25 protein-coding genes are annotated in these 24357 nt (G+C 64.7%); 13 read left to right on the top strand and 12 right to left on the bottom strand.

Features of this window, described 5'->3' with window-relative positions:
• Positions 1–76 precede the first annotated feature (76 nt).
• The 4 genes from tsaD to DC366_RS11715 all read left to right on the top strand — a co-directional run bounded on the left by tsaD (position 77) and on the right by DC366_RS11715 (position 2565).
• Positions 77–1156 (top strand): tRNA (adenosine(37)-N6)-threonylcarbamoyltransferase complex transferase subunit TsaD, encoded by a 1080-nt coding sequence (gene tsaD, locus DC366_RS11730; protein WP_108692408.1) that lies wholly within the window; start codon positions 77–79, stop codon positions 1154–1156.
• A 57-nt stretch (positions 1157–1213) separates the two neighbouring features.
• Positions 1214–1483, top strand: coding sequence for a YciI family protein (locus DC366_RS11725; protein ID WP_108692407.1), 270 nt, complete (start codon positions 1214–1216; stop codon positions 1481–1483).
• A gap of 5 nt (positions 1484–1488) precedes the next feature.
• Complete coding sequence (locus DC366_RS11720; protein ID WP_108692406.1) at positions 1489–1911, top strand: EVE domain-containing protein; 423 nt, start codon at positions 1489–1491, stop codon at positions 1909–1911.
• 126 nt (positions 1912–2037) lie between these two features.
• Positions 2038–2565, top strand: coding sequence for a hypothetical protein (locus tag DC366_RS11715; RefSeq protein ID WP_108692405.1), 528 nt, complete (start codon positions 2038–2040; stop codon positions 2563–2565).
• A 329-nt stretch (positions 2566–2894) separates the two neighbouring features.
• On the opposite strand, the gene DC366_RS11710 is transcribed toward DC366_RS11715, so the two are convergent.
• The gene (locus DC366_RS11710; protein ID WP_341476695.1) at positions 2895–3293 is read right to left on the bottom strand and encodes a lytic transglycosylase domain-containing protein; all 399 of its coding nucleotides are present in this window, start codon (positions 3291–3293) and stop codon (positions 2895–2897) included.
• Here DC366_RS11710 and DC366_RS19885 point away from each other — a divergent pair.
• Positions 3292–3630 carry a hypothetical protein gene (locus DC366_RS19885; RefSeq protein ID WP_165802889.1) on the top strand — a complete coding sequence of 113 codons (339 nt, stop codon included), beginning with the start codon at positions 3292–3294 and terminating at the stop codon, positions 3628–3630. The two genes, DC366_RS11710 and DC366_RS19885, sit on opposite strands and share 2 nt — an antisense overlap.
• On the opposite strand, the gene DC366_RS11705 is transcribed toward DC366_RS19885, so the two are convergent.
• Complete coding sequence (locus tag DC366_RS11705) at positions 3600–4253, bottom strand: peroxiredoxin (protein WP_108692403.1); 654 nt, start codon at positions 4251–4253, stop codon at positions 3600–3602. The genes DC366_RS19885 and DC366_RS11705 overlap by 31 nt on opposite strands.
• Positions 4254–4462: 209 nt before the next feature.
• Here DC366_RS11705 and DC366_RS11700 point away from each other — a divergent pair, with 209 nt between their 5' ends.
• From DC366_RS11700 to DC366_RS11685, 4 genes are read left to right on the top strand one after another with little or no spacing between them, the layout of a single operon-like run.
• Positions 4463–5905, top strand: coding sequence for an aldehyde dehydrogenase family protein (locus DC366_RS11700; RefSeq protein WP_108692402.1), 1443 nt, complete (start codon positions 4463–4465; stop codon positions 5903–5905).
• Position 5906: 1 nt separating this feature from the next.
• A complete protein-coding gene (locus tag DC366_RS11695) occupies positions 5907–6662 on the top strand; it encodes a glycosyltransferase family 25 protein (RefSeq protein WP_108692401.1) in 756 nt (251 codons plus the stop codon).
• A complete protein-coding gene (locus DC366_RS11690; RefSeq protein WP_108692400.1) occupies positions 6659–7519 on the top strand; it encodes a glycosyltransferase family 2 protein in 861 nt (286 codons plus the stop codon). Before DC366_RS11695 ends, DC366_RS11690 begins: the two co-directional genes overlap by 4 nt.
• Before the next feature lie 24 nt (positions 7520–7543).
• Positions 7544–8605 carry a serine/threonine protein kinase gene (locus DC366_RS11685; protein WP_108692399.1) on the top strand — a complete coding sequence of 354 codons (1062 nt, stop codon included), beginning with the start codon at positions 7544–7546 and terminating at the stop codon, positions 8603–8605.
• Here the strand turns inward: DC366_RS11685 and DC366_RS11680 are convergent.
• The 7 genes from DC366_RS11680 to DC366_RS11650 all read right to left on the bottom strand — a co-directional run bounded on the left by DC366_RS11680 (position 8602) and on the right by DC366_RS11650 (position 16191).
• A complete protein-coding gene (locus tag DC366_RS11680; RefSeq protein WP_108692398.1) occupies positions 8602–9243 on the bottom strand; it encodes a pseudouridine synthase in 642 nt (213 codons plus the stop codon). The two genes, DC366_RS11685 and DC366_RS11680, sit on opposite strands and share 4 nt — an antisense overlap.
• 49 nt (positions 9244–9292) lie before the next feature.
• Positions 9293–11740, bottom strand: a complete 2448-nt coding sequence (locus DC366_RS11675; protein ID WP_108692397.1) for a GcvT family protein — start codon at positions 11738–11740, stop codon at positions 9293–9295.
• A 27-nt stretch (positions 11741–11767) separates the two neighbouring features.
• On the bottom strand, positions 11768–12223 hold the full coding sequence (locus DC366_RS11670; protein ID WP_108692396.1) for a pyridoxamine 5'-phosphate oxidase family protein: 456 nt from the start codon (positions 12221–12223) through the stop codon (positions 11768–11770).
• Complete coding sequence (locus tag DC366_RS11665; protein WP_108692395.1) at positions 12223–14664, bottom strand: GcvT family protein; 2442 nt, start codon at positions 14662–14664, stop codon at positions 12223–12225. Before DC366_RS11665 ends, DC366_RS11670 begins: the two co-directional genes overlap by 1 nt.
• 22 nt (positions 14665–14686) lie before the next feature.
• Entirely contained in the window at positions 14687–15064 is a 378-nt protein-coding gene (locus DC366_RS11660; protein WP_108692394.1) for a GFA family protein, read from the bottom strand.
• A gap of 13 nt (positions 15065–15077) precedes the next feature.
• The gene (locus tag DC366_RS11655) at positions 15078–15677 is read right to left on the bottom strand and encodes a helix-turn-helix domain-containing protein (RefSeq protein WP_108692393.1); all 600 of its coding nucleotides are present in this window, start codon (positions 15675–15677) and stop codon (positions 15078–15080) included.
• Positions 15678–15738: 61 nt separating this feature from the next.
• The gene (locus tag DC366_RS11650; RefSeq protein ID WP_108692392.1) at positions 15739–16191 is read right to left on the bottom strand and encodes a free L-methionine (R)-S-oxide reductase MsrC; all 453 of its coding nucleotides are present in this window, start codon (positions 16189–16191) and stop codon (positions 15739–15741) included.
• Between the two features lie 162 nt (positions 16192–16353).
• Here DC366_RS11650 and DC366_RS11645 point away from each other — a divergent pair, with 162 nt between their 5' ends.
• From DC366_RS11645 to DC366_RS11635, 3 genes are all read left to right on the top strand, one after another.
• Positions 16354–16692, top strand: a complete 339-nt coding sequence (locus DC366_RS11645; RefSeq protein ID WP_108692391.1) for an STAS domain-containing protein — start codon at positions 16354–16356, stop codon at positions 16690–16692.
• Positions 16689–17207, top strand: a complete 519-nt coding sequence (locus DC366_RS11640; RefSeq protein WP_108692390.1) for an ATP-binding protein — start codon at positions 16689–16691, stop codon at positions 17205–17207. The genes DC366_RS11645 and DC366_RS11640 overlap by 4 nt, the downstream gene beginning before the upstream one ends.
• 278 nt (positions 17208–17485) lie before the next feature.
• A complete protein-coding gene (locus DC366_RS11635) occupies positions 17486–19063 on the top strand; it encodes a gamma-glutamyltransferase family protein (RefSeq protein ID WP_108692389.1) in 1578 nt (525 codons plus the stop codon).
• 17 nt (positions 19064–19080) lie between these two features.
• Here DC366_RS11635 and hspQ read toward each other — a convergent pair whose 3' ends face one another.
• A complete protein-coding gene (gene hspQ, locus DC366_RS11630; RefSeq protein ID WP_076531110.1) occupies positions 19081–19407 on the bottom strand; it encodes a heat shock protein HspQ in 327 nt (108 codons plus the stop codon).
• Between the two features lie 263 nt (positions 19408–19670).
• Between hspQ and DC366_RS11625 the strand changes: the two genes are divergently transcribed.
• Positions 19671–20261 carry a transglycosylase SLT domain-containing protein gene (locus DC366_RS11625; RefSeq protein WP_108692388.1) on the top strand — a complete coding sequence of 197 codons (591 nt, stop codon included), beginning with the start codon at positions 19671–19673 and terminating at the stop codon, positions 20259–20261.
• A 152-nt stretch (positions 20262–20413) separates the two neighbouring features.
• Here the strand turns inward: DC366_RS11625 and DC366_RS11620 are convergent, their stop codons facing one another.
• A complete protein-coding gene (locus DC366_RS11620; RefSeq protein WP_108692561.1) occupies positions 20414–21025 on the bottom strand; it encodes a LolA family protein in 612 nt (203 codons plus the stop codon).
• 170 nt (positions 21026–21195) lie between these two features.
• Positions 21196–24156 carry a DNA translocase FtsK gene (locus tag DC366_RS11615; RefSeq protein ID WP_108692387.1) on the bottom strand — a complete coding sequence of 987 codons (2961 nt, stop codon included), beginning with the start codon at positions 24154–24156 and terminating at the stop codon, positions 21196–21198.
• Positions 24157–24357: the final 201 nt, after the last annotated feature.

Genomic DNA, 24357 nt, shown 5'->3' with positions numbered 1-24357 from the left:
CGCTGTTGTGGGATCGCACGCCCAGTGATACTTGGCGCAGCACAGACACGCAACGGGCGGAACCGGACGCGATACCATGGCAGACACCCTGACGATCCTGGGACTGGAAAGCAGCTGTGACGACACGGCAGCCGCCATCGTGCGCTTGAATGGCACAGCTGAAATTTTAGCGCAGACGGTGCACGGACAGGCGCAGCTGCATGCCGCATTCGGCGGCGTCGTGCCCGAAATCGCCGCACGCGCCCATGCCGAAAAGCTGGATCTGTGCGTTGCCGAGGTGCTGCGCGCCAGCGGTTTGACCTTGCGCGACATGGACGCCATTGCCGTCACCGCCGGGCCGGGGCTGATCGGCGGCGTGATGTCGGGCGTGATGTGCGCCAAGGGGCTGGCGGCGGGCGCGGACCTGCCGCTGATCGGGGTGAACCATCTGGCGGGCCACGCGCTGACCCCGCGCCTGACGGACGCCGTCCCCTATCCCTATCTCATGCTGCTGGTCTCGGGCGGGCATTGCCAGTTCTTGCGGGTCGACGGCGCGCAGGAATTCACGCGCATCGGCGGCACCATCGACGACGCTCCCGGCGAGGCATTCGACAAGACCGCACGCCTTCTGGGCCTTGGCCAGCCCGGCGGCCCCGCCGTGGAGGCCGAGGCACGGCAGGGCGACGCGGCGCGCCATGCCTTCCCCCGCCCCCTGCTGGACCGGCCCGGTTGCGACATGTCCTTTTCGGGGCTGAAGACCGCCCTGCTGCGCGCGCGCAACGCGCAGATGGCCGAGGCTGGCGGGCTGACACGGCAGGACCGCGCCGACCTGTGCGCCGGATTTCAGGCCGCCGTGCGCGATGTGCTGGCGGAAAAGACGCGGCGCGCGCTGGCCGCGCATCCCGATCTGCGGCTGCTGGCCGTTGCGGGCGGCGTCGCGGCCAATCAGGCGATCCGCGCGGCGCTGGTAGATGTGGCAGAGGGGGCCGACACACGCTTTGTGGCGCCGCCGCTGGCGCTGTGCACCGATAATGCCGCCATGATCGCCTATGCGGGGGCCGAGCTGTTCCGTCTGGGCGTGCGCGATGACATGACGCTGGCCGCAAGGCCGCGCTGGCCCCTGGACGCGGCAAGCCCCGCGATGCTGGGATCGGGCCGCAAGGGCGCCAAGGCCTGAATTGCACCGCCCCGCGCCGCGCGATACGCTGGCGGCGATGTAACTGAAGGAGCCAGCATGCTGATCGCCCTTATCGGCCGGGACAAGCCCGGCGCGCTGCAAACGCGCCTCGACAATCGCGACGCGCATGTCGCCTATCTGAAAAATTCCGGCGCCGTCGCGCAGGCGGGCCCGTTGATGGACGCAGCCGGGCAGATGTGCGGCTCGCTCGTGGTGCTGGATGTGGCGGACATGGCCGCCGCGGAGGACTGGGTTGCACATGATCCCTACGGCAAGGCGGGACTGTTCGAGACGGTCGAGCTGATCCATTGGAACAAGGTCATCTAGCCATCATGCGCTACTGGCTGTTCAAGACGGAACCGTCCGTCTGGAGCTGGCAGGACCAGGTCCGGCGCGGCGGTGCGGGCGAGCAATGGGACGGCGTGCGCAACTACCAGGCGCGGAATTTCATGCGCGAGATGGCCATCGGCGATCGCGGGTTCTTCTACCACAGCCAGAGCGAGAGGGCGATCGTGGGCATTGTCGAGATCTGCGCGGAGGCACATCCAGACGGCACCGCGGATGGCCCCCGCTGGGAATGTGTGGACATCCGCGCGCTGGCGGCACTGCCGCGCCCGGTGACACTCGACGTGATCAAGGCCGATCCCCGCCTTGCGGACATGGCGCTGGTGCGACAGCCGCGCCTGTCGGTGCAGCCTGTGACGCGCCAGGCATGGGATATCATCTGCGCGCTCGGCGGCCTGCCGCAGGGGTGATTGTTCCGGCGCGGCGGAACCAAACCACAAACCCGCGGGTTGTCACGATGAAGGGCGGCGCAAGTTGCCCGGTTATAGCTCGCCATATGTTCGGCGGGTTTTATTATGACACGAAAGGACTTACTCATGATCAAGCTGACACCAGCCCTCACCGCCATCGCACTTGTCTTTGCCACACCGACACTGGCCGCAGACACCGAAGTGCTGCCCGCCAAGGGCGACGAGATTTCCAAGTATCGCGATGCCGGCGCATGGACGATTCGTGAGAACGCGACGCGCGGCTCCTGCTTTGCCTCCTACCAGAGCGAATCCGGCGCCATCGTCCAGTTCGGATTTACCAAGGACGAGCAGGCCGGTTATCTGGGCCTCTTCTCGCAACTGGCCGAGGACGTCGCGCCCAAGCAGGAGATCGCCGTACTGGCCAATGGCAACCTCTATGTCGGCGAAGCAACGGGCGTTGGCGCAAGCCTGGCTGACGGGTATGAGGGCGGCTACATCCTCGTGAACAACCCCGAGTTCGTGAAGGATATCGAGCTTGGCAAGGAACTGGTCGCGTTCCCCGAGACGCCCGAAAGCTATATCGTGGACATGAGCGGCGCCAAGAATGCCGTCTATGAAGTCCGCAAGTGCACCAATGAGCTGAAAGCGAAGTAAGGCAGCATTTCCGCCCGACCCTTTGAGCCAGAGATTACGAAAGGCCCCGTTCCGGCGGGGCCTTTTCGCGTTGCGGCTGAACTGCATGTCCCTGTGAGCCGCAGCGATAGCAACGTTGGAAGCCAAAAAAAACAGGGGGTTCCGGCCTATGCCGAAACCCCCTGCCACCCCACGTGCTCCCTACGCACCACACGTGTCTTCAGAAAAAGGTTCCGGCCGTCCTGGCCCGATGAATTGACGTTACCTCAGCTTCCGGCGGCAATCAAATGCCAAGTATCCGGCATTTGCCTCAAATCCGGCAAGCGGCCCAAGGCGTTTCGCGAAACGCCTTAGCGGCAATGCTTGGCAATTTCGCGCGTCTTCAGCTCGGTCTCGACCAGAAGGCAGCGGTTGCGGGCCTCATAGTAATAGCCCTTGGCATACCACATCACCGCCTCGTCCATGTCGCCGTCCGACACCATCCACGCACCGCGCAGATACTTGACGGCGAAATGCAGGTTCGTTTCGGCATCCAGAAGATCGGTGTCGCGCCCGGAAAAACCCATGCCGCGGGCGGTGGCGGGCAGGATCTGCATCATGCCCATATAGGGGCCGTTGCGCGCATTGGGCCGATAATCGCTTTCGCGCTGGATGACCTTGTGAACAAGAGGCCGGGGCACCTGGTAATGGTCGGCATACTTGTTGACCAGCTGCCGGATCTGCGGCGTCTCGCCGGGATGCAGCGGCATGGTCGAGCTGCTCGATATGGTGGGCGACTCGGTAGGCGCCTTATCGGCACAGGCCGCGGTGAACAGCAGCGAGGCTGCCAAAATGCTGCGCAGGATCTTCATCCGGGGCTCTCCAGAAGGAATCGACCCCGCTTATTGGCCAGACGAAAGGCGGGCTGGCAAGCGCGCGGCCCCCGCAACCGGCAGGATCCTGCCGGTTTTGCCGCGTTGCAGCGAATGCCCGCGCATGACGGCAATCTGGCGCGGGCGGATCAAAAAAGGCCCCGGCGCGATGCCGGGGCCCGTTCATCGGCTTGCAAAGATGCCTCAGGCTTTCAGCTTGGTCATGCGCAGGTAAGGCAGCACGGTGTTGAATTCGCCGAACTTTTCCTTGGCATCCGCGTCACTCACGGATGTCGGGATCACCACGTCCTCGCCCACCTGCCAGTCGGCCGGGGTTGCCACGCTGTTCTTCGCCGCGGTCTGCAGCGCATCCAGCGCGCGCAGCACCTCGGCAAAGTTGCGGCCCACGTTCATCGGATAGGTCATCGACAGCTTCAGCTTCTTGTCGGGGCCGATGATGAAGACCGCGCGCACGGTCGCGCTGTCATTGGGGGTGCGGCCATCGGGCATATAGGCCTCGGCGGGCAGCATGTCGAACGCCTTGGACACTTCCAGGCCCTCGTCGGCGATGATCGGAAAGCCGGCCTTGGTGCCTGCGACCTGTTCGATGTCGCCTTTCCATTTCTTGTGCTCCTCAGCGCTGTCGACCGAGATGCCGATCACCTTGGTGCCGCGCTTTTCCCATTCGTCCGACAGACGCGCGACGGCGCCGAATTCGGTGGTGCAGACCGGCGTGAAATCCTTGGGATGCGAGAACAGGATCGTCCAGCTGTCACCGATGAAATCGTGAAACGTGATCTCGCCGTGGTCGGTATCGGCGGTGAAGTTCGGGACGGTGTCGTTGATGCGCAATGCCATGTGAGCAGTCCTTTCGCGGTTTGTTATATGCGTTTGAGCGCAAGATAAGAGCCCGGACGCGAATTTGCACCCCCCAGAAATGCCGCAGCGGCATGCGTCCGTCTTGCGACCGGCCCGCGCCGGGACTATGTCTTGGGCAAGCGTGCAAGGACGAGCGCGACAGCGCCCCTCGCACTTGCCGATACAAAACCGGAAAAGGGAGATCCGACATGATCGAGAAGCGTCAATTCTATATCAACGGCAACTGGTCAGATCCGGCGCAGGAGCGCGATCACCAGGTCATCAACCCCTCGACGGAAGAGCCCTGCGCGATCATCACGCTGGGCTGCGACGGTGATGTCGATGCCGCCGTCGCCGCGGCCAAGGCGGCCTTCCCCGACTGGATGAACACGCCCCCCGCCGAGCGGATCGCGCTGGTCGAGAAACTGGCAAAGGTTTACGAATCCCGCGCCGAGGATATGGCGCAGGCCATTAGCCTTGAGATGGGCGCGCCGATCGATCTGGCCCGCGAGCAGCAGACAGCGGCCGGCGCAGGCCACATCGCCGCGTTTCTGGCCGCCGCGAAGGAATATGAGTTCGAGCATCCCCATGATCCGGACACCCCCGGCAGCTATATCCGCAACGAGCCGATCGGGGTTGCCGCGCTGATCACGCCGTGGAACTGGCCGATGAACCAGGTCACGCTGAAAGTGGTGGCCGCCGCCGTCGCGGGCTGCACCATGGTGCTCAAGCCGTCCGAGGAATCGCCCCTGTCGTCGATGGTTTTCGCCGAGATGATGGACGAGGCGGGCTTCCCCCCCGGCGTGTTCAACCTGATCAACGGCGACGGCGCCGGCGTCGGCACCCTTCTGACCGAGCATCCCGACGTGGACATGGTCAGCTTTACCGGCTCGTCCCGCGCGGGCAAGCTGATCTCCAAGGCCGCCGCCGACACGCTGAAACGCGTCAGCCTGGAGCTGGGCGGCAAGGGCGCGAACCTGGTCTTTGCCGATGCCGATGATGACGCGGTCAAGCGCGGTGTCGAGCATTGCATGAACAACTCCGGCCAGTCCTGCAACGCGCCGACCCGCATGATCGTGCAGCGCGAGGTCTATGACAAGGCGGTCGAAACCGCCACGCAGGTCGCCAATTCCATCAAGGTCGGCCCCGCCAGCGAAGAGGGCGATCATATCGGCCCGGTCGTGAACGAGGTTCAGTTCAACAAGATCCAGGACCTGATCCAGAAGGGCATCGACGAGGGCGCGCGCCTTGTCGCCGGCGGTGTCGGCCGTCCCGACGGGCTGAACCGCGGCTTTTACGTCAAGCCGACGGTGTTCGCTGATGTGAACAACGCGATGATCATCGCCCGCGAGGAGATCTTTGGCCCGGTGCTGTCGATCATCCCCTTCGATGACGAAGAGGAGGGCATCCACATCGCCAACAACACGCCCTACGGCCTGACCGATTACGTCCAGACGCAGGATCCGGCCCGCGCCGCCCGCGTCGCCCGCGCGCTGCGCGCCGGCATGGTCGAGGTCAATGGCCAGAGCCGCGGCATGGGCGCCCCCTTCGGCGGCATGAAGCAGTCCGGCAACGGCCGCGAGGGCGGCCCCTGGGGCATCGAGGACTTTATCGAGGTCAAGTCCGTCTCGGGCTACGATCCGGCGGCCTGACATGAAAGTCGGCGCTTTTGTCCTTCATCTCGCCCGCGCCGAGGCGCGGCGGAAGAACGCAGAAGCGCTGCTGGAAACCTGCGGGCTGGATGGTGAAATCTGGCCCGCAGTGGACGGGGCTAGCCTGTCCGCAGCGGAACTGGACGCGGTCTACCGGCCGAGACTGTTTCGCCCGTGGTATCCGTTTAAGCTGCGTCCAGGTGAAATAGGATGCTTCCTGAGCCACAGGCAAATATGGGCCGAGATTGTCCGCCGCGATCTGGATGCGGCTCTGATACTGGAAGATGATGTCGCGCTGGAGTGGCCGCTATTTGCGCCCGCCCGCGATCTGGCTTTGCGGCACATCGGCAGCCTGGGTTACATCAAGATGCGCCCCCATGCTCCGAAGGGCAGGTTGCAACCGATTGATCAGCGATGCGGTGCGAACATCGTGAAAGCGGAGAACCCCGGCTTGGGTGCCACGGCGCAACTCGTCAGCCGTAGTGGCGCGGCCCAACTGCTGAAACACTGCGCGACATTCGACCGCCCGGTCGATACGTTCGTTCAAAGCCACTGGTTCACTGGCCTGCCACCATCGACGGTCTATCCATCCGGGGTGGTTCATATAGACGCAGAATTGGCGGGCAGTACAATACAGAGGCACAATCGCGGACTTATCGAGAAGCTTCGCCGCGAAATTCAGCGCGGCAGGTATCGCAGGGCCGTCAGGCGCTTCTCGCCCGCCAACGGCAACCGAATGATTGCGCCCAAGCCATGAGGCAAGATTTGTCCGACGTGACAATCGTCACGGTCAGTTTCAACAGTGCGGCAGTGCTGGGAAACATGCTGGCATCGGTTCCGGATGTCTGCCCTGTTGTGATCGTGGACAACGGCTCGGCCGATATGGAACAGATCCGTAATCTGGCCAAGCGGCCACATGGCAAGTTGATCGAGAACGGGCAAAACCTCGGGTTTGGCCGCGCTTGTAATACAGGCGCCGCGGCGGCAACAACGCAATTCATACTTTTCCTGAACCCCGACACGGTGCTGGGCGAAAAAACGCTGGAAATCCTTCTGGCAGCCGCCGCGCAACACCCCGAAGCGGGCGCTTTCAACCCGCGCATACTGGACGACACCGGCGACCGGGTGCTGAAACGCAAGAGTGACCTTATCCCGCGCTCCGAACACATGCCGCGCGGCGGTCCCCCAGCAGGCGGCGAACTGGCCATACTGACGGGCGCCGCGATCTTCATGCGCAAACGCGATTTCGACAAGATCGGAGGGTTTGATCCCGCAATCTTCCTCTTCTACGAAGATGATGATCTTGCCGTGCGCCTGCGCCAAAACACCTGCCCGCTCATTCTGGTTGATGACGCGCGGGTCAGTCATATCGGCGGCGGATCTTCATCAGGGCCACGGATCGCGGTCGAACGGCTCAAGGCGTGGCATATGGGCTGGTCACGTCTTTATACCATGCGCAAGCACCACCGCCCGCTGGCCCGCAGCCGCGCCGTCGGGCATGCGCTGGCGCGCATCATATCACCTGCGATGCTCTTTTCGCGGCTTCGCTTTGTGAAGCGCACGGCTTTTCTTCGCGGCACATTGGCTGCACTCTTCAGTCGACCGTCACATTAACCAGCGCGGCCGCAGGCAGCACGAATGGAAACCAGATCGTTGAACCAATACCGCGACATCGCGCAAGCCGCTTTCGTCCCCGAAACCGTGCACAAGCGCGACATTTTCTCCGAGACGATTTCAGGCCATCTGGAGGGCGTGCCCGATTTTCCCGTGGTCCTGCGCAAGCTGGATACCGTGCCCTTCTACGCGCGCCCGCTCGCATGGGCCCTTGCACGCAAGGAAATCCGCGGCCTGCGCGCGGTGCAGGGGATCGACGGCTGCCCGGCGCTCGTGCGGGTCGACCGCACCGGCCTGCTGCGCAGCTGGACCCAGGGCACGCCGCTGCAGCTGGCCAGGCCGGCCGATCCCGCGTGGTATCGCGATGCCAAGCGCCTGCTGCGCGAGATGCGGCGCGCGGGCGTCACGCATAACGACATCGCCAAGCCGCAGAACTGGCTGATGACGCCCGATGGCCGCGCCGCCGTGATCGACTTTCAACTCGCCTCGGTCCATCGCCGACGCGGGCGCCTCTTTCGCGTCATGGCGCGCGAGGATCTGCGCCACCTGCTGAAACAGAAACGCGCCTATGCGCCCGATCTGCTGACCCCGTCCGAACGCCGCATGCTGGCGCAAAAGGCGCTGCCGTCGCGGATCTGGATGGCCACCGGCAAGCGCGCCTATAATTTCGTCACGCGCCGCCTGATGAACTGGTCCGACGGAGAGGGCACCGAGGACCGCATCGACCGCGACGGTCCCGGCCTGACAGCGGCGCTGATGGCGCACCCCGAGGTGACGGACGTCGCGCTCAGCACCTATGCGCTGCCCGCCAAGGGCGTCGGGCTTTATGCGTTTGTCGAAACGCCGCTGGACGCGGCCACACTGGCCGCCCTCGCCCCCGCGCCGCGCCCCGAGATCATTCAGCCGGTGTCGCGCCTGCCACGCCACGCGGATGGCATGCCGCGGATGGATGCGCTGCATCTTGTCGCCGCCAACCGGCTGGATGAGCTTGCCCTGCTGCAGAAGGACGATCCAGATCTGGCCGAGGCGCTGAGGCCGATCATCGCGGCGCGCCTGAACCTGACTGACCGCGTGCTGAAACCCTAGAACGGCGCCTTGGCGCGAAACGACATGCCCCGCCCGCTTTCGGGATGGCTCAGGCGCAGCTCTTCGGCGTGCAGCATCATCCGAGCGAAACCCGCATCCGGCGCATAGAGCGGATCGCCCAGAATGGGATGCCCCAGCGCCAGCATATGCACGCGCAGCTGGTGGGTACGCCCCGTCCTCGGCCACAGCCGCACGCGGCTTTCGCCATCCGCGGCCTTCAGCACCCGGTATTCCGTCAGCGATGGCTTGCCCGTCTCGTGGCAGACCATCTGCCGCGGCCGGTTCGGCCAATCCACGATCAGCGGCAGATCGACGGCGCCGATCTTCGGCTCCAGCCGCCCGGCCACGCGCGCGACGTAAGTCTTGCGCGCGCGCCGCTCCTCGAATTCCTTCGACAGGAACCGCTGCGCATGATCCGTCAGCGCGAACACCATCACGCCGGACGTGTCCCGGTCCAGCCGATGCACCAGCAGCGCGGTGGGAAACGCCGCCTGCACGCGGGTCAGCAGGCAATCGGCCAGATGCGCGCCCTTGCCGGGCACCGACAGCAGGCCGTCGGGCTTGACCACGGCCAGCACCTCGTGATCCTCGTGCAGAACATCCAGCGGCGTATCGGGGGGCGTGTATTCAGATTGCATGCCCCGCCATACAGCGCCGCCACGGCAGGGTCCAGAACGCGGCCCGCCCCTATGCCTTGGCGCGCGCGCCTGTTGGGTCATACATCGGCTTCAGGCTGGCGTCGGCGCGCACGCGTGTTCCGGCGACGTCGATCTCATAGCTGGACGCCAGAACCTCCGCCGCGCTTTCACCGGGGCACGGCACGTAACCCATCCCGATCGCTGCGCCCAGGTGATGCCCGTAGGCGCCGGAGCTGAGATAGCCCACGATCTGCCCGTCGCGCAGCACCGGCTCGTTATGGTAAAGCAACGGTTCGGGGGCGGTCAGGCGGAACTGCACCATGCGCGCCTCCAGCCCCGCGTCCTTCTTGCGCAGCACCGCATCGCGGCCGATGAAATCGGGTTTGGCCGTCTTGACGGCAAAGCCCAGCCCCGCCTCCAGCACGTGATCCTCGCACGTGATGTCATGCCCGAAATGGCGAAATCCCTTCTCGATCCGGCACGAATCCATCGCATGCATCCCACACAGCTTCATGCCATGCGCCTGCCCCGCCTCAAAGAGCACCTCGAAGGCATGCCCGGCCATGTCTGCGCTGACGTAAACCTCCCAGCCCAACTCGCCCACATAGCTGACGCGATGCACCCGCGCCAATCCCATGCCCAGCTCGATTTCCTGCGCAGTGCCAAACGGGTTAACCTTGTTCGAGAAATCGGCCGGCGACACCGCCTGCATCACCTCGCGCGCCTTCGGCCCCATCACCGCCAGCACGCCCTCGCCTGCCGTCACGTCGGTGATCACCACTTGATGATCCCCGCGCAGACGCTCCATCCGGGTCTGGTCGGCCAGCCGCGTGGCGGCGGGGGTGACGACCAGATAGGCCGTCTCGGACAGGCGGGTAACGGTCACATCCGCCTCGATCCCGCCGCGCGAGTTCAGGAATTGCGTATAGACGATGCGCCCCACCGGGACGCTGAAATCGCCGCCGCCGATGTAGTTCAGAAAGCCTTCCGCATCCGGCCCTTCGACGCGGATCTTGCCGAAGGAAGACATGTCATACATGCCCACGCCCTCGCGGATCGCCTTGTGCTCGGCGGCGGCATTGTCGAACCAGTTCTGCCGCTTCCAGCTATAGCGATATTCCGGCTCCTGCCCCGGCATGGCGAACCAGTTGGCCCGCTCCCAGCCCGCGGCCTCGCCCATCACCGCGCCTTGTTCCAGCAGTTGCGCATGAAAGGGCGTGCGCCTGATGCCGCGTGCCGTCGCCTTCTGGCGGTAGGGGAAATGGTCGGCGTAAAGCAGGCCCAGCGTCTCCTTGGAGCGCTCGTAAAGGTAGGTCTTGTTGCCCTGAAATGGCTGCATCCGCGCGATGTCCACATCGCCCAGATCGAAGGGCTTCTCGCCACTGTCCATCCACAGGCTCAGCGCATGGCCCGCACCGCCCGCCGACTGGATGCCGATGGAGTTGAAACCGGCGGCGACCCAGACATTGTCCGTCTGCGGGGCGAGCCCCAGATGATAGGCGTCATCGGGCGTGAACGATTCCGGCCCGTTGAAGAAGGTGTGTATCCCCGCCTCCGCCAGCATCGGCAGGCGGTTGCAGGCGGCCTCCAGAATGGGCTCGAAATGGTCGAAATCCTCGTGCAACTGGTCGAACTCGAAATCCGCAGGGATGCCATTCATCCCCCAGGGTTTCGAGACAGGCTCGAACGCGCCGACCAGCATCTTGCCCGCGTCTTCCTTGTAATAGGTGCATTCGTCCGGCACGCGCAGGACGGGAAGCTGGCCAAGGCCCTCGATCGGCTCGGTCACGATATAGAAATGCTCGCAGGCGTGCAGCGGCACGTTGATGCCCGCCATGCGGCCCACTTCGTGCCCCCACATGCCCGCGCAGTTGACGATCATCTCGGCCTCGATATGGCCGCGCTCCTTGCCATCGTCGCTGGTCCAGTCGACGCCGGTCACGCGGCGACCCTGTTTCGCGATGCCGGTCACGCGCACCCGCTCCTGCACCTTCGCGCCGCGCTGCCGCGCGCCCTTGGCCAGCGCCAGCGCGATATTCGCCGGGTCGGCCTGCCCGTCGGTCGGCAGCCAGACGCCGCCGGTGACGCCGTCCAGATTGATATGCGGATAGCGGTCCTTGATCTCGAACGGCGACAGCTCTTCCACCGGCACGCCGAAGGCGCGGGCCATCGCGGCGGTGCGGTAAAGCTCTTCCAGCCGCTCGTCCGTCAGCGCGGCCGAGACCGATCCGACCTGCCGGAACCCGGTGGCAACGCCCGTCTCCTTCTCCAGCCCAGTATAAAGCTCGGCGGAGTAGCGCGCCAGCTTGGTCATGTTGGCGGACGCGCGCAGCTGGCCGATCAGCCCCGCCGCGTGCCATGTGGTGCCGGATGTCAGCGCCTTGCGTTCCAGCAGGACCACGTCGCTCCAGCCCAGTTTCGCCAGATGATAGGCGACCGAACAGCCGACGACACCGCCGCCGATGATGACCACGCGGGCCTTTGTGGGCAGATCCATGTGTTGCACTCCTAAGCGCCCCTGCCGTCAGGGATAGATTTTGGCGAATTTGCGTTTATAGGCGGCGATCATCTCGTCCTCGGTGACGCCGTCATCATAGGGCGGGGTGGTCAGCTCGCTGGTATATTCCACGTCGATCAGGACCAGATCGGTGATGCGCCCTGCCAGATCGCCCCAGACCTCCTGCCAGAGGCCGATCAGCGCGATGAACTCTGACGTTCCTTCCTCCGCGATGCGGGCCGGACCGCGTAGGCGCAGGCCCTTGCGCTTCCACTGGTCGATGAAATTGACCTCGGCGTAAGGATTGTGGCGCAGGTTGGCCAGCGTGCCGGACGAGCGGATGTTGCCAAAGCCGACGGTCAGGTGATCCAGCACCAGAAACGTGCCCTTGGGGCTAAGCGCGGGCTGCCCGCCGGGCGTGATCGTGGCGACGAAGCCCAGCGGAAAATCGGCGATCAGGCCTTGCGCAGATTCGGTCAGCATCAGGCACGTATCCTTTCGTTTTCCGGATCCCAGAGCGGCGCGTCAGGCTGCACCACCGCGCGGCACCGCTCGCCGTAAATCTCGACCTCCAGCTCGGTGCCCGGCACCGCCAGATCGGCGCGGATCATGCCCAGCACGATGGAGGCGCCCACGCGGTACCCCCAAGCGCCGCTGGTCGTCTCGCCCACCACCTCGCCGCCCTGCCAGATCGTCGACATATAGGGCGCGTCGGCGTCCCCGGCATCCACGATCAGCGTCACAAAACGCTTGGTGCTGCCTTGCTGCTTCTCGTTCTGCAAGGCCGACTTGCCCGGAAAATCCTGCGGCTTGTCCAGCTTGACGAAGCGGTCCAGCCCGCCCTCATACATCGAATAATCGGTGCTCAGATCGCCCTTCCACGCGCGATAGCCCTTCTCGATGCGCAGGGAGTTCAGCGCGTACATGCCGAAGGGTTTCGCGCCCGCATCCAGGATCGCGCGGTAGATGTCGGGCATATCCTCGTTCGCGGCATGCACTTCCCAGCCCAGTTCCCCGGCAAAGGAGACGCGGATCAAGAACGCCTTGCGCCCGGCGACCGTGCAATGCTGGTGGCTGAGCCATGGCAGGGTCAGGTCCGCGTCAGTCAGCGGCTCAAGGATCGCGCGGCTTTCGGGCCCGGTGACGATCAGCGCGGACCGCTCGGTGGTGGTTTCCTCGACGCTGACGCCCTTGGGCACATTGCGGCGGATCAACTCGCCGTCATGCCATTGCGCGGTGGCCGCCGTGATCAGGATGAAGCTGTCCTCGGCCAGCCGGATGCAGGAAAATTCGGTCAGGATTCGGCCCCGATCATCGGCCACATAGACAAGGTTGATGCGCCCGACGCGTGGCAAGGCCCCGGTGACAAAGCCGCGCAGCCATTCGTCCGCGCCCTGCCCCCGCAGCCAGAAGCGGGAAAATCCGGGCAGGTCCAGAACGCCGCAATGGTTGTGCACGGCGGCGCATTCCTCGGCGATGCGGTTTGACCACGGCCCCGCGCGGTTCCACGTCTGCGTGGCCTCCTCGCTGGTGTCATCGCCGGGCTGCGCGAACCAGTTGGCCCGCTCCCAGCCGTTATAGGCGCCCATGACGCCGCCCTGCTCGCGCACGATATCGTCGTTTGGTCCCAGCTTCTTGTCGCGGCCCGCAGGCCATTCATGCCAGGGGAAGTGCATGGCGTACTCATAGCCGTAAACCTCCATCCCCTTCTGGATGCAGTAGTCGTTGTCGGTGTAATCGGTGTAGCGCCGCGGATCGGTGGCCCACATGTCCCACTCGGTGGCGCCTTCGGTGATCCATTCTGCCAGAACCTTGCCCGCGCCGCCGGCCTGAGAGATGCCGAAGGTGAAAACGCACGCCTCGAACGCTTTCGGCACGCCCGGCATCGGGCCAAGCAGCGGCAAGCCGTCGGGCGCATAGGGGATCGGGCCGTTGATGACCTTGTTGATGCCGACCTTGCCCAGCAGCGGAACGCGGGCCATCGCATCCTCTATATACCATTCCAGCCGCTCCAGATCGTCGGGATATAGCTGAAAGCTGAAATCCTCGGGGAAGGGATCGTCCGGCGTGATCCAATGCGCCTTGCAGTTGCGCTCATAGGGGCCAAGGTTCAGGCCGGTCTTTTCCTGCCGCAGGTAGTAGGAGCTGTCGACATCGCGCAAAAGCGGCAGCTTGCCGTGGCTGGCGGTATATTCGGCGATCTCGGGGATTTCATCCGTCAGCAGATACTGATGGCTCATCACCATCATCGGCACGGTGCGCCCGCCGTAAGGCTTGAACCATTCGCCGACCTTCTGCGCGTAATACCCCGCCGCGTTCACCACGAATTCACAGCGGATGTCGCCTTTGTGGGTATGCACCATCCATTCGCCATTCTCGCGGCTGATCCCGGTCGCCGGGCAGAACCGCTCGATCCGCGCACCCAGATCGCGCGCGCCCTTGGCCAGTGCCTGCGTCAGCTGGCTGGGGTCGATATCGCCGTCATTGGGATCATAGAGCACACCCTTCAGATCATGCGTTTCCATGAAGGGATAGCGCGCCTTCGCCTCCTCGGGCGTCAGCATTTCCATGTCCATGCCCTGATAGCGCCCCATGCCGCAGGCGCGCTGGAATTCCTGAACGCGCTCGTCCGAATGGCCCAGACGGATGGACCCGGTCACGTGATAATTCATCGGATAATCCACGGCATCCGACAATCCGCGATAGAGCTCGGTCGAATAGCGCTGCATGTTCATGATCGCCCAGGAGGTCGAAAATGTCGGGCAGTTGCCCGCAGCATGCCATGTGCTGCCCGCCGTCAGCTCGTTCTTTTCCAGCAACACGCAGTCGGTCCACCCGGCGCGCGCCAGATGATAAAGGCCCGACGCGCCCACCGCGCCGCCGCCGATGATGACCACGCGGGCCGATGTTGGGAATGTGCTCATGTCCTTGTCTCCCTTGGCTGCGTCACGATTGCGCGTGCTGCGCCGCGCCCTGCTCGATCTGATAGTAATCGCCCTTGTCGTCGCAGAAGATGTGCCGCGTCAGCCGAAGCCCCGTCGGGCCGTCCAGCGCGCCAAGCGCAAAGCTGATCGTGTCCTCGTCATGCGCCTTCCAGAACAGGAAGCTGCCGCAGCGGGAGCAAAATCCGCGTTTGGCGGTATCGCTGGCCTCAAACCATGCAGACGTGCCGGTGATGGCCAGATCGGCCTGCGGCACCGCCGCAGAGGCCCAGAAATGGCCCGATTGCTTGCGGCACTGGCCGCAGTGACAGGCCGCCACGCTTTGCGGTGTGCCGCTCACCTCAAACGTGATGTCCCTGCACAGGCATGATCCGTTCAGCATCCTTCAGCTCCCTTCAATAAACCGGCGGCGCGATGACCCAGATCGCGATCGCGTGGGTGTCATGGGGATTGTGCCAGTCGAAAGGCTCGCCCCGGATGCGGAAACTGTCGCCCGGCCCCACTGTAAAACGGCGCCCGGCGATGGTCAGGTCCAAGCGCCCAGAGATCATGAACCCCACCTCCTGCGTCGGGCGCATCTGCACCCCGCACGCGCGGGCACCGGGATCAAAGGTGGAATGCACCATCTCGAAATCGTCGGTCAGATCGGGCGACACAAGCTCTTCGGTCAGGCCGTGTTTCTCGGTGCCGATGGGGCGGCGCGCCTCGGCCCGCACGATATATCCGGCCTCGTCCTCGGGCGCGTGCGTATGCGCGAAAAGCAGCGGCAGCGCCACGTCCAGCGTCGCCGCGATCGCGCGCAGGTCGGACACCGTCGGCTGCGACATGTCGCGCTCCACCTGGCTGAGCCACCCGACCGAGCGGTTCAGCCTTTGCGCCATGTCAGCAAGCGTGATGCAGCGCGCCTTGCGCAGGGCGCGCAGATCGGCGCCCAGGGTACGATGTGCAAAAGGTGCAAGCTGCGTCACGCAAGGCTCCGCCGGTGAAATTTGCATCAGTAATTTCACGCTGCCTCGGCGCCGTGAAAAAAGCAAATGAAATTTCACCGGCGCGGCGTCATTTCCCGAAAGTCTCGCGCAGAATACGGGTCAGCCCGTCCGCATCCGCCTGATTGAACGCGGCGGGCTGGTCGCTGTCGATATCCAGCACGCCCAGCAGCGTGCCCGCCTTGTCAAAGACCGGCAGGACGATTTCCGACCGGGTCGAACTGGCACAGGCGATATGCCCGTCGAAGGCATCCACATCATCGACCAGCTGCACCTGACCGGTGCGCGCCGCGGCGCCGCAGACCCCGCGCGAGAACGGGATGACAAGGCAGCCATGCCCGCCCTGATACGGGCCGATCCGCAGCGTTTCGGGCTGCGTCACGCGGTAAAACCCCGTCCAGTCGAATCGCGCGTCCGCGTGATGCAACTCGCAGGCCAGCGTGGCCATCAGGGCGACGATATCGTCCTCACCCTTGGTCAGGGCGGCGATGGTCTTGGCCTTTTCGTCATAGTCGATGCGCATGTTCGGGATTTCCTTGGCTTCGGTTCCGCTCGGCGGATAGCGGTTTTTACTGCCGCGTTCACCTCAAAATCACGCGATCCGCCCTTTTCTGTCCGCGCTCACCGAATGGTAAGGAATTTGCCCTAGCCTCGCGGATAACGTCATTTATCCAGCGGAGCGCATATGAACCTCGAAAGCAGCCAGCACGGCACCCATCAGCTGATCACCGTCAACGCCGACCGCATCGATGCGGCCATGGCCATCGCGTTCAAGGATGCCATGCGCGCCGAAACGGCCGATTCGGGCGATTATGTGATTCTGGATCTGGGGCAGGTGAAATTCATAGATTCCAGCGGCCTTGGCGCCATCGTTGCGTCGCTCAAACAGATGGGGCCCGGCAGACGGCTGGACCTTGCCTGCCTGACGCCTGACGTTGCCAAGGTGTTCAGATTGACGCGTATGGATACGATTTTCGGCATTCATGCATCGCTCGAAGGGCTCGCACCACGGCAGGCGGGATGACGCGCCAATCGCGGCACCCCGGCACCGCGGCGGCACCGGATCCGGCCCGCTCGGATCACCGCGGGACCGCGCTAGAGGTGTTCACGCTGACCGCGTCCGGGCAGGCAATCCGGCAGGCGCTGCGCGAGATGCACGCGTTTCTGCGCCGTGCAGGATTGGATGCGGATGAATGCGGCACGGCCGAAATCGTGCTGGCCGAAGTGATGAACAACATTGCCGAGCACGCCTATGCGGGCCAAGGGGTTGGCGACATCCGCGTGACACTGACCATCGACCGCCGCAACCTGACGGCCCGGATCGTTGACCGGGGCGCAGCATTGCCGGATCTGCGCCCGCCGCGGGGTCAGCTGCCCGGCATGGGGTCTGCGATCCCGGCGCTGCCGGAGGGCGGGTTCGGCTGGTTCCTGATCCGCGCGCTGACGAGCGATCTTCGCTACGAGCGGCGGGAAGGCGAAAACCATCTGCATCTTTGCCTGAACCTGAAGGCGCCCGCGCGGGTGTGCCCGGATAGGTGAAACCTTTGCAGGTGCTTTGGAGTATGCCGATCGATGGCAAATAGCGACAATTCGAAATGCCTCAAACTTGCCCAGATCCAATCTTATTGCGGACAGACTGCACCGTCACAACTGATCCTGTAGCTGCAAATGGCTTCCCTCGGCGCCGTGTTTAACAGCCCCCACCCAGTGCGCGGCGTCGAGGTCTATCTGCTCTCGCAGCCCGGCACCTCCGAACATCTTGGCAAAACTGCCGCTGCGCCCTAGGCTGCGCGAAACCTGTTGCGGAAGGCCAAAAGATGCGCGATTTCCACCTGCCCGGCCGCTCGCCGGTTCTGGCAACCAGCGGAATATGTGCCACGTCACACCCCCTCGCGGCCAAGGTCGCGGTCGACGTCATGGAGCGCGGCGGCAATGCCATGGATGCGGCCATCGCCGGCGCCGTTCTGCTCGGCATTTGCGAGCCGCAAATGACCGGGATCGGCGGCGATTGCTTCGTTCTGTGGAGCGATGCAGGCGGCCAGGACGTGCACGCCTTCAACGGATCGGGCCGCGCGCCCGCCGCCGCGAATGCCGCCGCCCTGCGCGACGGCGGGCACGAAACGGTGCCGCTTTACACCGCCGATGCGGTCACGATCCCCGGCGCGGTGGATGCGTTCTGCACATTGTCTCGCGAGCATGGGAAACTGGACCTGGCCGACATCCTCGCCCCGGCCATCCATTATGCCGAGGCCGGCGTGCCGATCGCGCCGCGCGTCGCCGCCGACTGGATCACGTCATCGCATATCCTGAAAGGCCACGCGCGCACGCACTACCTGACGGGCGGCGAGGTGCCGCAAATGGGCGCACTGTTCCGCGCGCCCGGCCAGGCCGAGGTGCTGCGCCGCGTCGCCGCCAACGGCCCCGCCGCCTTTTACGAGGGCGAGGTGGCCGAGGACATGCTGGCCGCGCTGGCCGAAACCGGCGGCGCGCATACCGCCGCCGATTTCGCCGCCCATCGCGGCGATGCGGCCACGCCCATCAGCGGCACCTACAAGGGCCGTGAATTGATCGAGCATCCCCCGAACGGTCAGGGCGCTACCGCGATCCTGATGCTCAACATCCTCGCGCAGTTCGACATCGCGGCAATGGACGCCCTCGGCGCGCCGCGCGCGCATCTGGAGGCGGAGGCGACCAAGCTGGCTTATGATGCGCGAAACCGCATTATTGCCGACCCCGATCATACCGCGCGCACCGAATTCATGCTGAGCGCCGAGACCGCCCGCACGCTGGCGGCCATGATCCGCCCGGACCGCGCGCTTGATCAGGCCGCGCCGCTGACCGAGGCGATGCACCGCGATACCGTCTATATCACGGTCGTCGACAAGGACCGCATGGCGGTCTCGCTGATCTACTCGATCTTCCACGGCTTCGGATCCGGTATCGCGTCCGAAAAATTCGGGATCCTGCTGCAGAATCGCGGTGCGGGATTCACGCTGGAGCCCGGCCATCCGAACAAGCTCGCCGGTGGCAAGCGTCCGTTCCATACTATCATTCCCGGCATGCTGCGCGAGGGCGGGCGCGTTATCATGCCCTTCGGCGTCATGGGCGGTGCCTATCAGCCCTGCGGGCATGCGCGATTCGTGTCCAACCTGGCCGATTTCGGGATGGATCCGCAAACCGCCATCGACGCGCCGCGCAGCTATGCCGCAGACGGCGCGCTGCGCGTCGAGCGCGGGTACAGCGATGCGGTGCGGGCCGCGCTCTCGGATCTGGGCCATAAGGTGATCGTCCCGGACGAGGCGATCGGCGGCGCGCAGGCGATCAGGATCGGGGCCGATGGCGTGCTCGAGGGGGCGTCAGATCCGCGCAAGGACGGCTGCGCTCTGGGATACTGATCCCGAAGCGGCGCGTTTCAGTTCAGCTGAAAATGCAGCGGATAATGCCCGTCCTCGAACGGGCCGAACAGATCGTCGATGTCCGGATGCTCGACCGGCTCGCCCGAATAGTCGGCGATCAGGTTCTGCTCGCTCACATAGGCGACGTAATAACTTTGATCGTTTTCAGCCAGCAGATGATAGAATGGCTGATCCTTAACGGGCCTGCTTTCTTCGGGGATCGACGAATACCACTCTTCGGTATTGGCAAATTCCGGATCGACGTCAAAAACAACACCGCGAAACGGGTGTTTCTTGTGACGGACAATTTGCCCCAGATGATATTTCGCGCGCGTTTTCAACATATAAAACAGCCCCTAAAGCGTGAGATTAAATGTTTCAAGTGCGCTTTGTCCAATGCTCATCGCATAGGCGCATGGAAACAGTCTGTGATCTAGCGTGCAGGTCACAGCCCGGCCCGCGCGGGCGGCCGGATCGGTGCCAAGCCGCCGCAGAATGCCGCAAGGTGAATTCGTGATTTCCCATTCGGTGAAAATTCGCTACACTGGTCGTTAAAAGAAAACCGGAGGCAGCGCAGACTGCCCCGATAACGAGAGCAGAGGCAGTAATGAGCAGACAGCTTCGCGCGGTCCTTTTGATGTTGTTGGTCGCGGCCTGCGGGCGCGGCGGCGGCTATGGCGAATCTCCCAGAACGATGGATGACGCCTGCGCAATATTGAAAGAGCGCCCCCAATATACCCGTGCCTTCCGCGCCGCCGAGCGGCGCTGGGGCGTGCCCACCCATGTCCAGATGGCAACCATCTATCAGGAAAGCAAGTTCGTGTCGGACGCGCGCACGCCGTTCCGCTATACGCTTGGGATCATTCCGATGGGCCGACAAAGCTCGGCCTTCGGATACAGCCAGGCGCTGGACGGCACATGGGACGAATACGTGGCCCAGGCCGGATCGCGGCGCGCGCGGCGCGACAACATCCATGACGCGACCGATTTCATGGGCTGGTACATGTCCAAATCGCGCGAAGAGCTGGGCATCCCGATGTATGACGCGCGCAACCATTACCTGGCCTATCATGAAGGGCGCACCGGTTATCGGCGCGGCACGTATAACGGGAAGGCGTGGCTGGTCCGCGTGGCCGGCACTGTCGAGGCGCGCGCCGCAACCTACGAGGCGCAGCTGCGCCGCTGCAACCGGCGCTGACGGGATCGCTGCCCCTTTATCGGGGCAGCGCACCTAGCTTAAAGCGTTTCGCGAAAAACCTGAATCACTGATTTTCGCGAAACGCTCGCGACATATCAGCGCGCGCGCGCGTTTCGCCTTTATCTGATGTCTCAGGTTAAAGACAAAACGCTTTAGCGGTCGCCGCGACTGCCGGTGCCGATACCGGGGATCACAAAGCTGTCATTGCCCAGCCGCACGCCGGTTTTCAGATCCCCGAGGATCACGGTGGTCCGGCTGCCGCCGCTGTCATTGATCACCCATTGGCGCAGTTCGGTCGGCGCGGCGGTGAACACCAGCTCGATATTGCCATATTCGGGATGTTCGGGATCCTGGGCGCGGACGGTGGTCGTCTTGCCGTCGCTGGAATGGCCGGTCACCATCCGCGCGCGGGTCAGATCGACATTGCGCGCCAGGATGATCGACAGCGGCGTGCGGTTCAGCGGATACCCCTGCGGCCCGTCGTTGGATTTGCCGTCGATGATGCCCACCGTATCGCCGTTGGACACGACCAGCATGTCCTCGGGCGGCTGGTATTCGAACCGGACGCGGCCCGGCCGCTTGATCAGGATGCGGCCCTGGCTGATCGTTCCGTCATCGTTGATCTGCGTGAACGCGCCCGTCGCCGTCTCAAAACTGTTCAGATAGCGCGAGATTTCGCCCAAGGAGAGCTTCTCGGCGGCGGCTGGCAGCGCCAAAGAGACGGTCAGCGCCAGCGCGGCGGCGGCGAGTCGGATAAGTTTCATGAGCACGGCCTTGTCCTGTGAGATATTTGGCATCCTTTTCGCAGAATTCGCGCTGATATGCGATAACATCTGCGTCATGCGCCGCCCCGGCCCAGCAAAGCCGATCGGCGTCCCATCCAGCAGGGCCTCAACGGAACACGCGCGGGGCAGTTCCTTTCAGGCGCGGCGCATCAGCGTTCGGGCACCAGGATCTCGCGCTTGCCCACGTGGTTGGCGGCGGACACGACGCCCTGATCCTCCATCTGCTCGACCAGCCGCGCGGCCTTGTTATAGCCGATGGCCAGCTTGCGCTGGATATAGGAGGTCGAGCATTTGCGGTCCGTGATGGCGATCTGCACCGCCTGATCGTACAGCGCATCCTCGCCGTCGCTGTTGCCGCCAAGGCCCAGCACCGCGTCGATGCTGCCGGCCTTGTCCTCGTCCGGGCCTTCCAGCACGCTGCCGACATATTCGGGCGGACCGTAGGCCTTGAGATGGTTGACGATCTCCTCGACTTCCTGATCGCTCACGAAGGGCCCGTGGCACCGGGTGATCTTGGCGCCGCCGGCCATATAGAGCATATCGCCCATGCCCAGCAGTTGCTCGGCGCCCATTTCGCCCAGAATGGTGCGGCTGTCGATCTTGGACGTCACCTGAAAGCTGATCCGCGTGGGAAAGTTCGCCTTGATCGTGCCGGTGATGACATCGACGGACGGGCGCTGCGTGGCCATGATGATGTGGATGCCAGAGGCACGCGCCATCTGGGCAAGGCGCTGGATGCAGGCCTCGATCTCCTTGCCGGCGACCATCATCAGATCGGCCATCTCATCGACGATGACGACGATATAGGGCATCTTTTCGGGCGCGAACTTTTCCGTCTCGAAGACCGGCTCGCCGGTGTCGTCGTCAAATCCGGTCTGCACGGTGCGGCTGAACATCTCGTTCTTGCTGAGTGCGTCGGCCACGCGGGAGTTGTAGCCGTCGATGTTGCGCACGCCCATCTTGGACATCTTGCGATAGCGCTCTTCCATCTCGGCCACGGTCCATTTCAGGGCGACAACCGCCTTTTTCGGGTCCGTCACGACCGGCGACAGCAGATGCGGGATGCCGTCATAGACGCTGAGTTCCAGCATCTTGGGGTCGATCATGATCATCCGGCAGTCATCCGGCGTCAGCTTGTAGAGCAGCGACAGGATCATCGTGTTGATCGCCACCGATTTGCCTGATCCGGTCGTGCCCGCGATCAGCAGGTGAGGCATCTTGGCCAGGTTGGCGACCATCGGATCGCCGCCGATATCCTTGCCCAGCGCCAGCGGCAGCTTCTGGTTGCCATCGCCGAAATCGCGGGTGGACAGGATCTCGCGCAGGGACACCATCTCGCGGTTGTCGTTGGGCAGCTCGATCCCGATCACGCTGCGGCCGGGCACGGTGCTGACCCGCGCCGAGAGCGCGGACATCGAGCGCGCGATGTCGTCGGCCAGGCCGATCACGCGGCTGGCCTTGAGGCCCGGCGCCGGCTCCAACTCGTACATCGTGACGACGGGGCCGGGGCGCACGGACACGATCTCGCCCTTGACGCCGTAATCGTCCAGCACGGCCTCGAGCATGCGGGCGTTTTCCTCCAGCGCCTCGTCGCTGAGGTGGTGGCGCGTGATGTTGTCGGGGCTGGACAGCAGGCTGAGCGGCGGCAGCTCGTATTTCGTGGCGGCGCTTTGCTCGAACTGCAGGGCCGGCTGCGCCTCAGCGGCGGCGCGCGTGGAGGGCGCAGGGGCCTTGCGCGGGACGTGCTGAACGACCTTCTTGGCCTCCGGGGCGGCAACGCGCGGCGCGGGCTGCGCGGGCAAGGGTGCATGCTCGTCCAGGATGACCGCCTCGTCATCATCGAAATCCCTGGCGTAGAGGTCCACGTCATACTCGTCATCCGCATCCGCCGGCTCCGGCGCAGGCGGCACATGCATCGATGGCGCGGCCGCGCGCGGTGCGGTCAGCGGCGGCTCGGCCGGCATGGCGGTGGACGGCGCAGGCGCGGTCAATGGCGGCTCGGCCGGAAGGCGCGCAGGGCGCGCGGTGTCGAGGACCAGCGGCATCGGCCCGCGCCTTGTAGCCCGCATGGCGGCCGAGGCGACCTGCGGCATATGCATCGACGGCGCCTGCCGCACGCGCGACTTGATGACGTCCGCGATCTTTTCCTTGATGCGGTCCTCGCCCGGCATGGGCCGGTCCTGCGCGGTCGCATCTATCTCGACCCATTCCGATTGGGGCATCGGCTCGGGCTTGCGCATCAGCGACGGCATGCGGGCCAGAAGCCCGCCCGCCGGTTTTTCGGGCGCGCGCACGGGGGCCTGCAGCACCGGCGCGTCGGCCTCGTTATAAACCTTGGCATGCGCGCTGCGGCCCATCCGCGGCTGCACCAGCGCGGGCTGCGGGGCGCCGGGCGCCTCGGCGCGGCGCTCGCTCCGGCGGGCCTGCGCGCTGCGGGCGGCGCCGGCCGCGCCAGAGGCGCCGCGCGTCGCCAGCGCGATGACCGCGCTATAGGCCATGATGCAGCCCAGCAGGGCCAGCTTGATCGCGCGGGCCATCTCGGCGCGCTCGAACCCCATGACGAATGCGCCCAGCGCCAGCATGCCGATCCCCAGGCACAGCGACAGCAGCTTCAGCCCCATTGGCGCCGCAATGGGCAGAACGCCCAGAACCGCGCCCAGAACCGTATCGCCGAAAATCCCGCCCAGTCCGAAACTGTGGCTGGCATACCATTCCGCGCCCGGCGTCAGGGAGGCGGCATAAAGCGACAGCACCGCAATCCAGATCGGTGCGAAAATGACCCGCGCCATCGCGCGTTCCTGCCCCTTGTGCAGCACAAAGCGGATGCCCCACGCCGCCAGCACCGCCGCGACGCCCCAACCGCCCCAGCCGACAACCATGAACAACGTCGCGGCGATCGTGGCGCCGGTCTGGCCCAGCCAGTTCTGCACCGGCGTATCGACGGAGGACAGCCAACTGGGATCCTCGGCCGTGTAGGAGGCCAGCATCATGACGCTCAGCACCGCCATCCCCAGCAGGGCGAGGCCCAGCAATTCCTTGCCGCGCTTCTCGATGGCCTGCGCCATGTTGCTGTCCAGAAGGGGATCCCGTCCGCGTGTCTGATATGCCATCTTGTCCCTCGTCCTTATCGTGCCTGTCGGCAGCGCGATGCGCCCGCCTGCCGCGGCAGGGCCGCACGCGCGGCCCCGATCCGGCTGATTGAAACCCGGTCCTGAGAAAGATGCGTATCGGCCGCACGGCACCGCCGCACACGCAAGCGATGATCGCGTGCCCACAGCACAGCAGACGCCACAAGGGTCAGAAACCGCTCG

The sequence above is a fragment of the Pelagivirga sediminicola genome, from assembly GCF_003072125.1.
Classification (GTDB): Bacteria; Pseudomonadota; Alphaproteobacteria; order Rhodobacterales; family Rhodobacteraceae; genus Roseovarius; species Roseovarius sediminicola.
The sequence above is the reverse complement of the archived record's forward strand: the minus strand, read 5'-3'. Positions and strand labels throughout refer to the sequence as shown.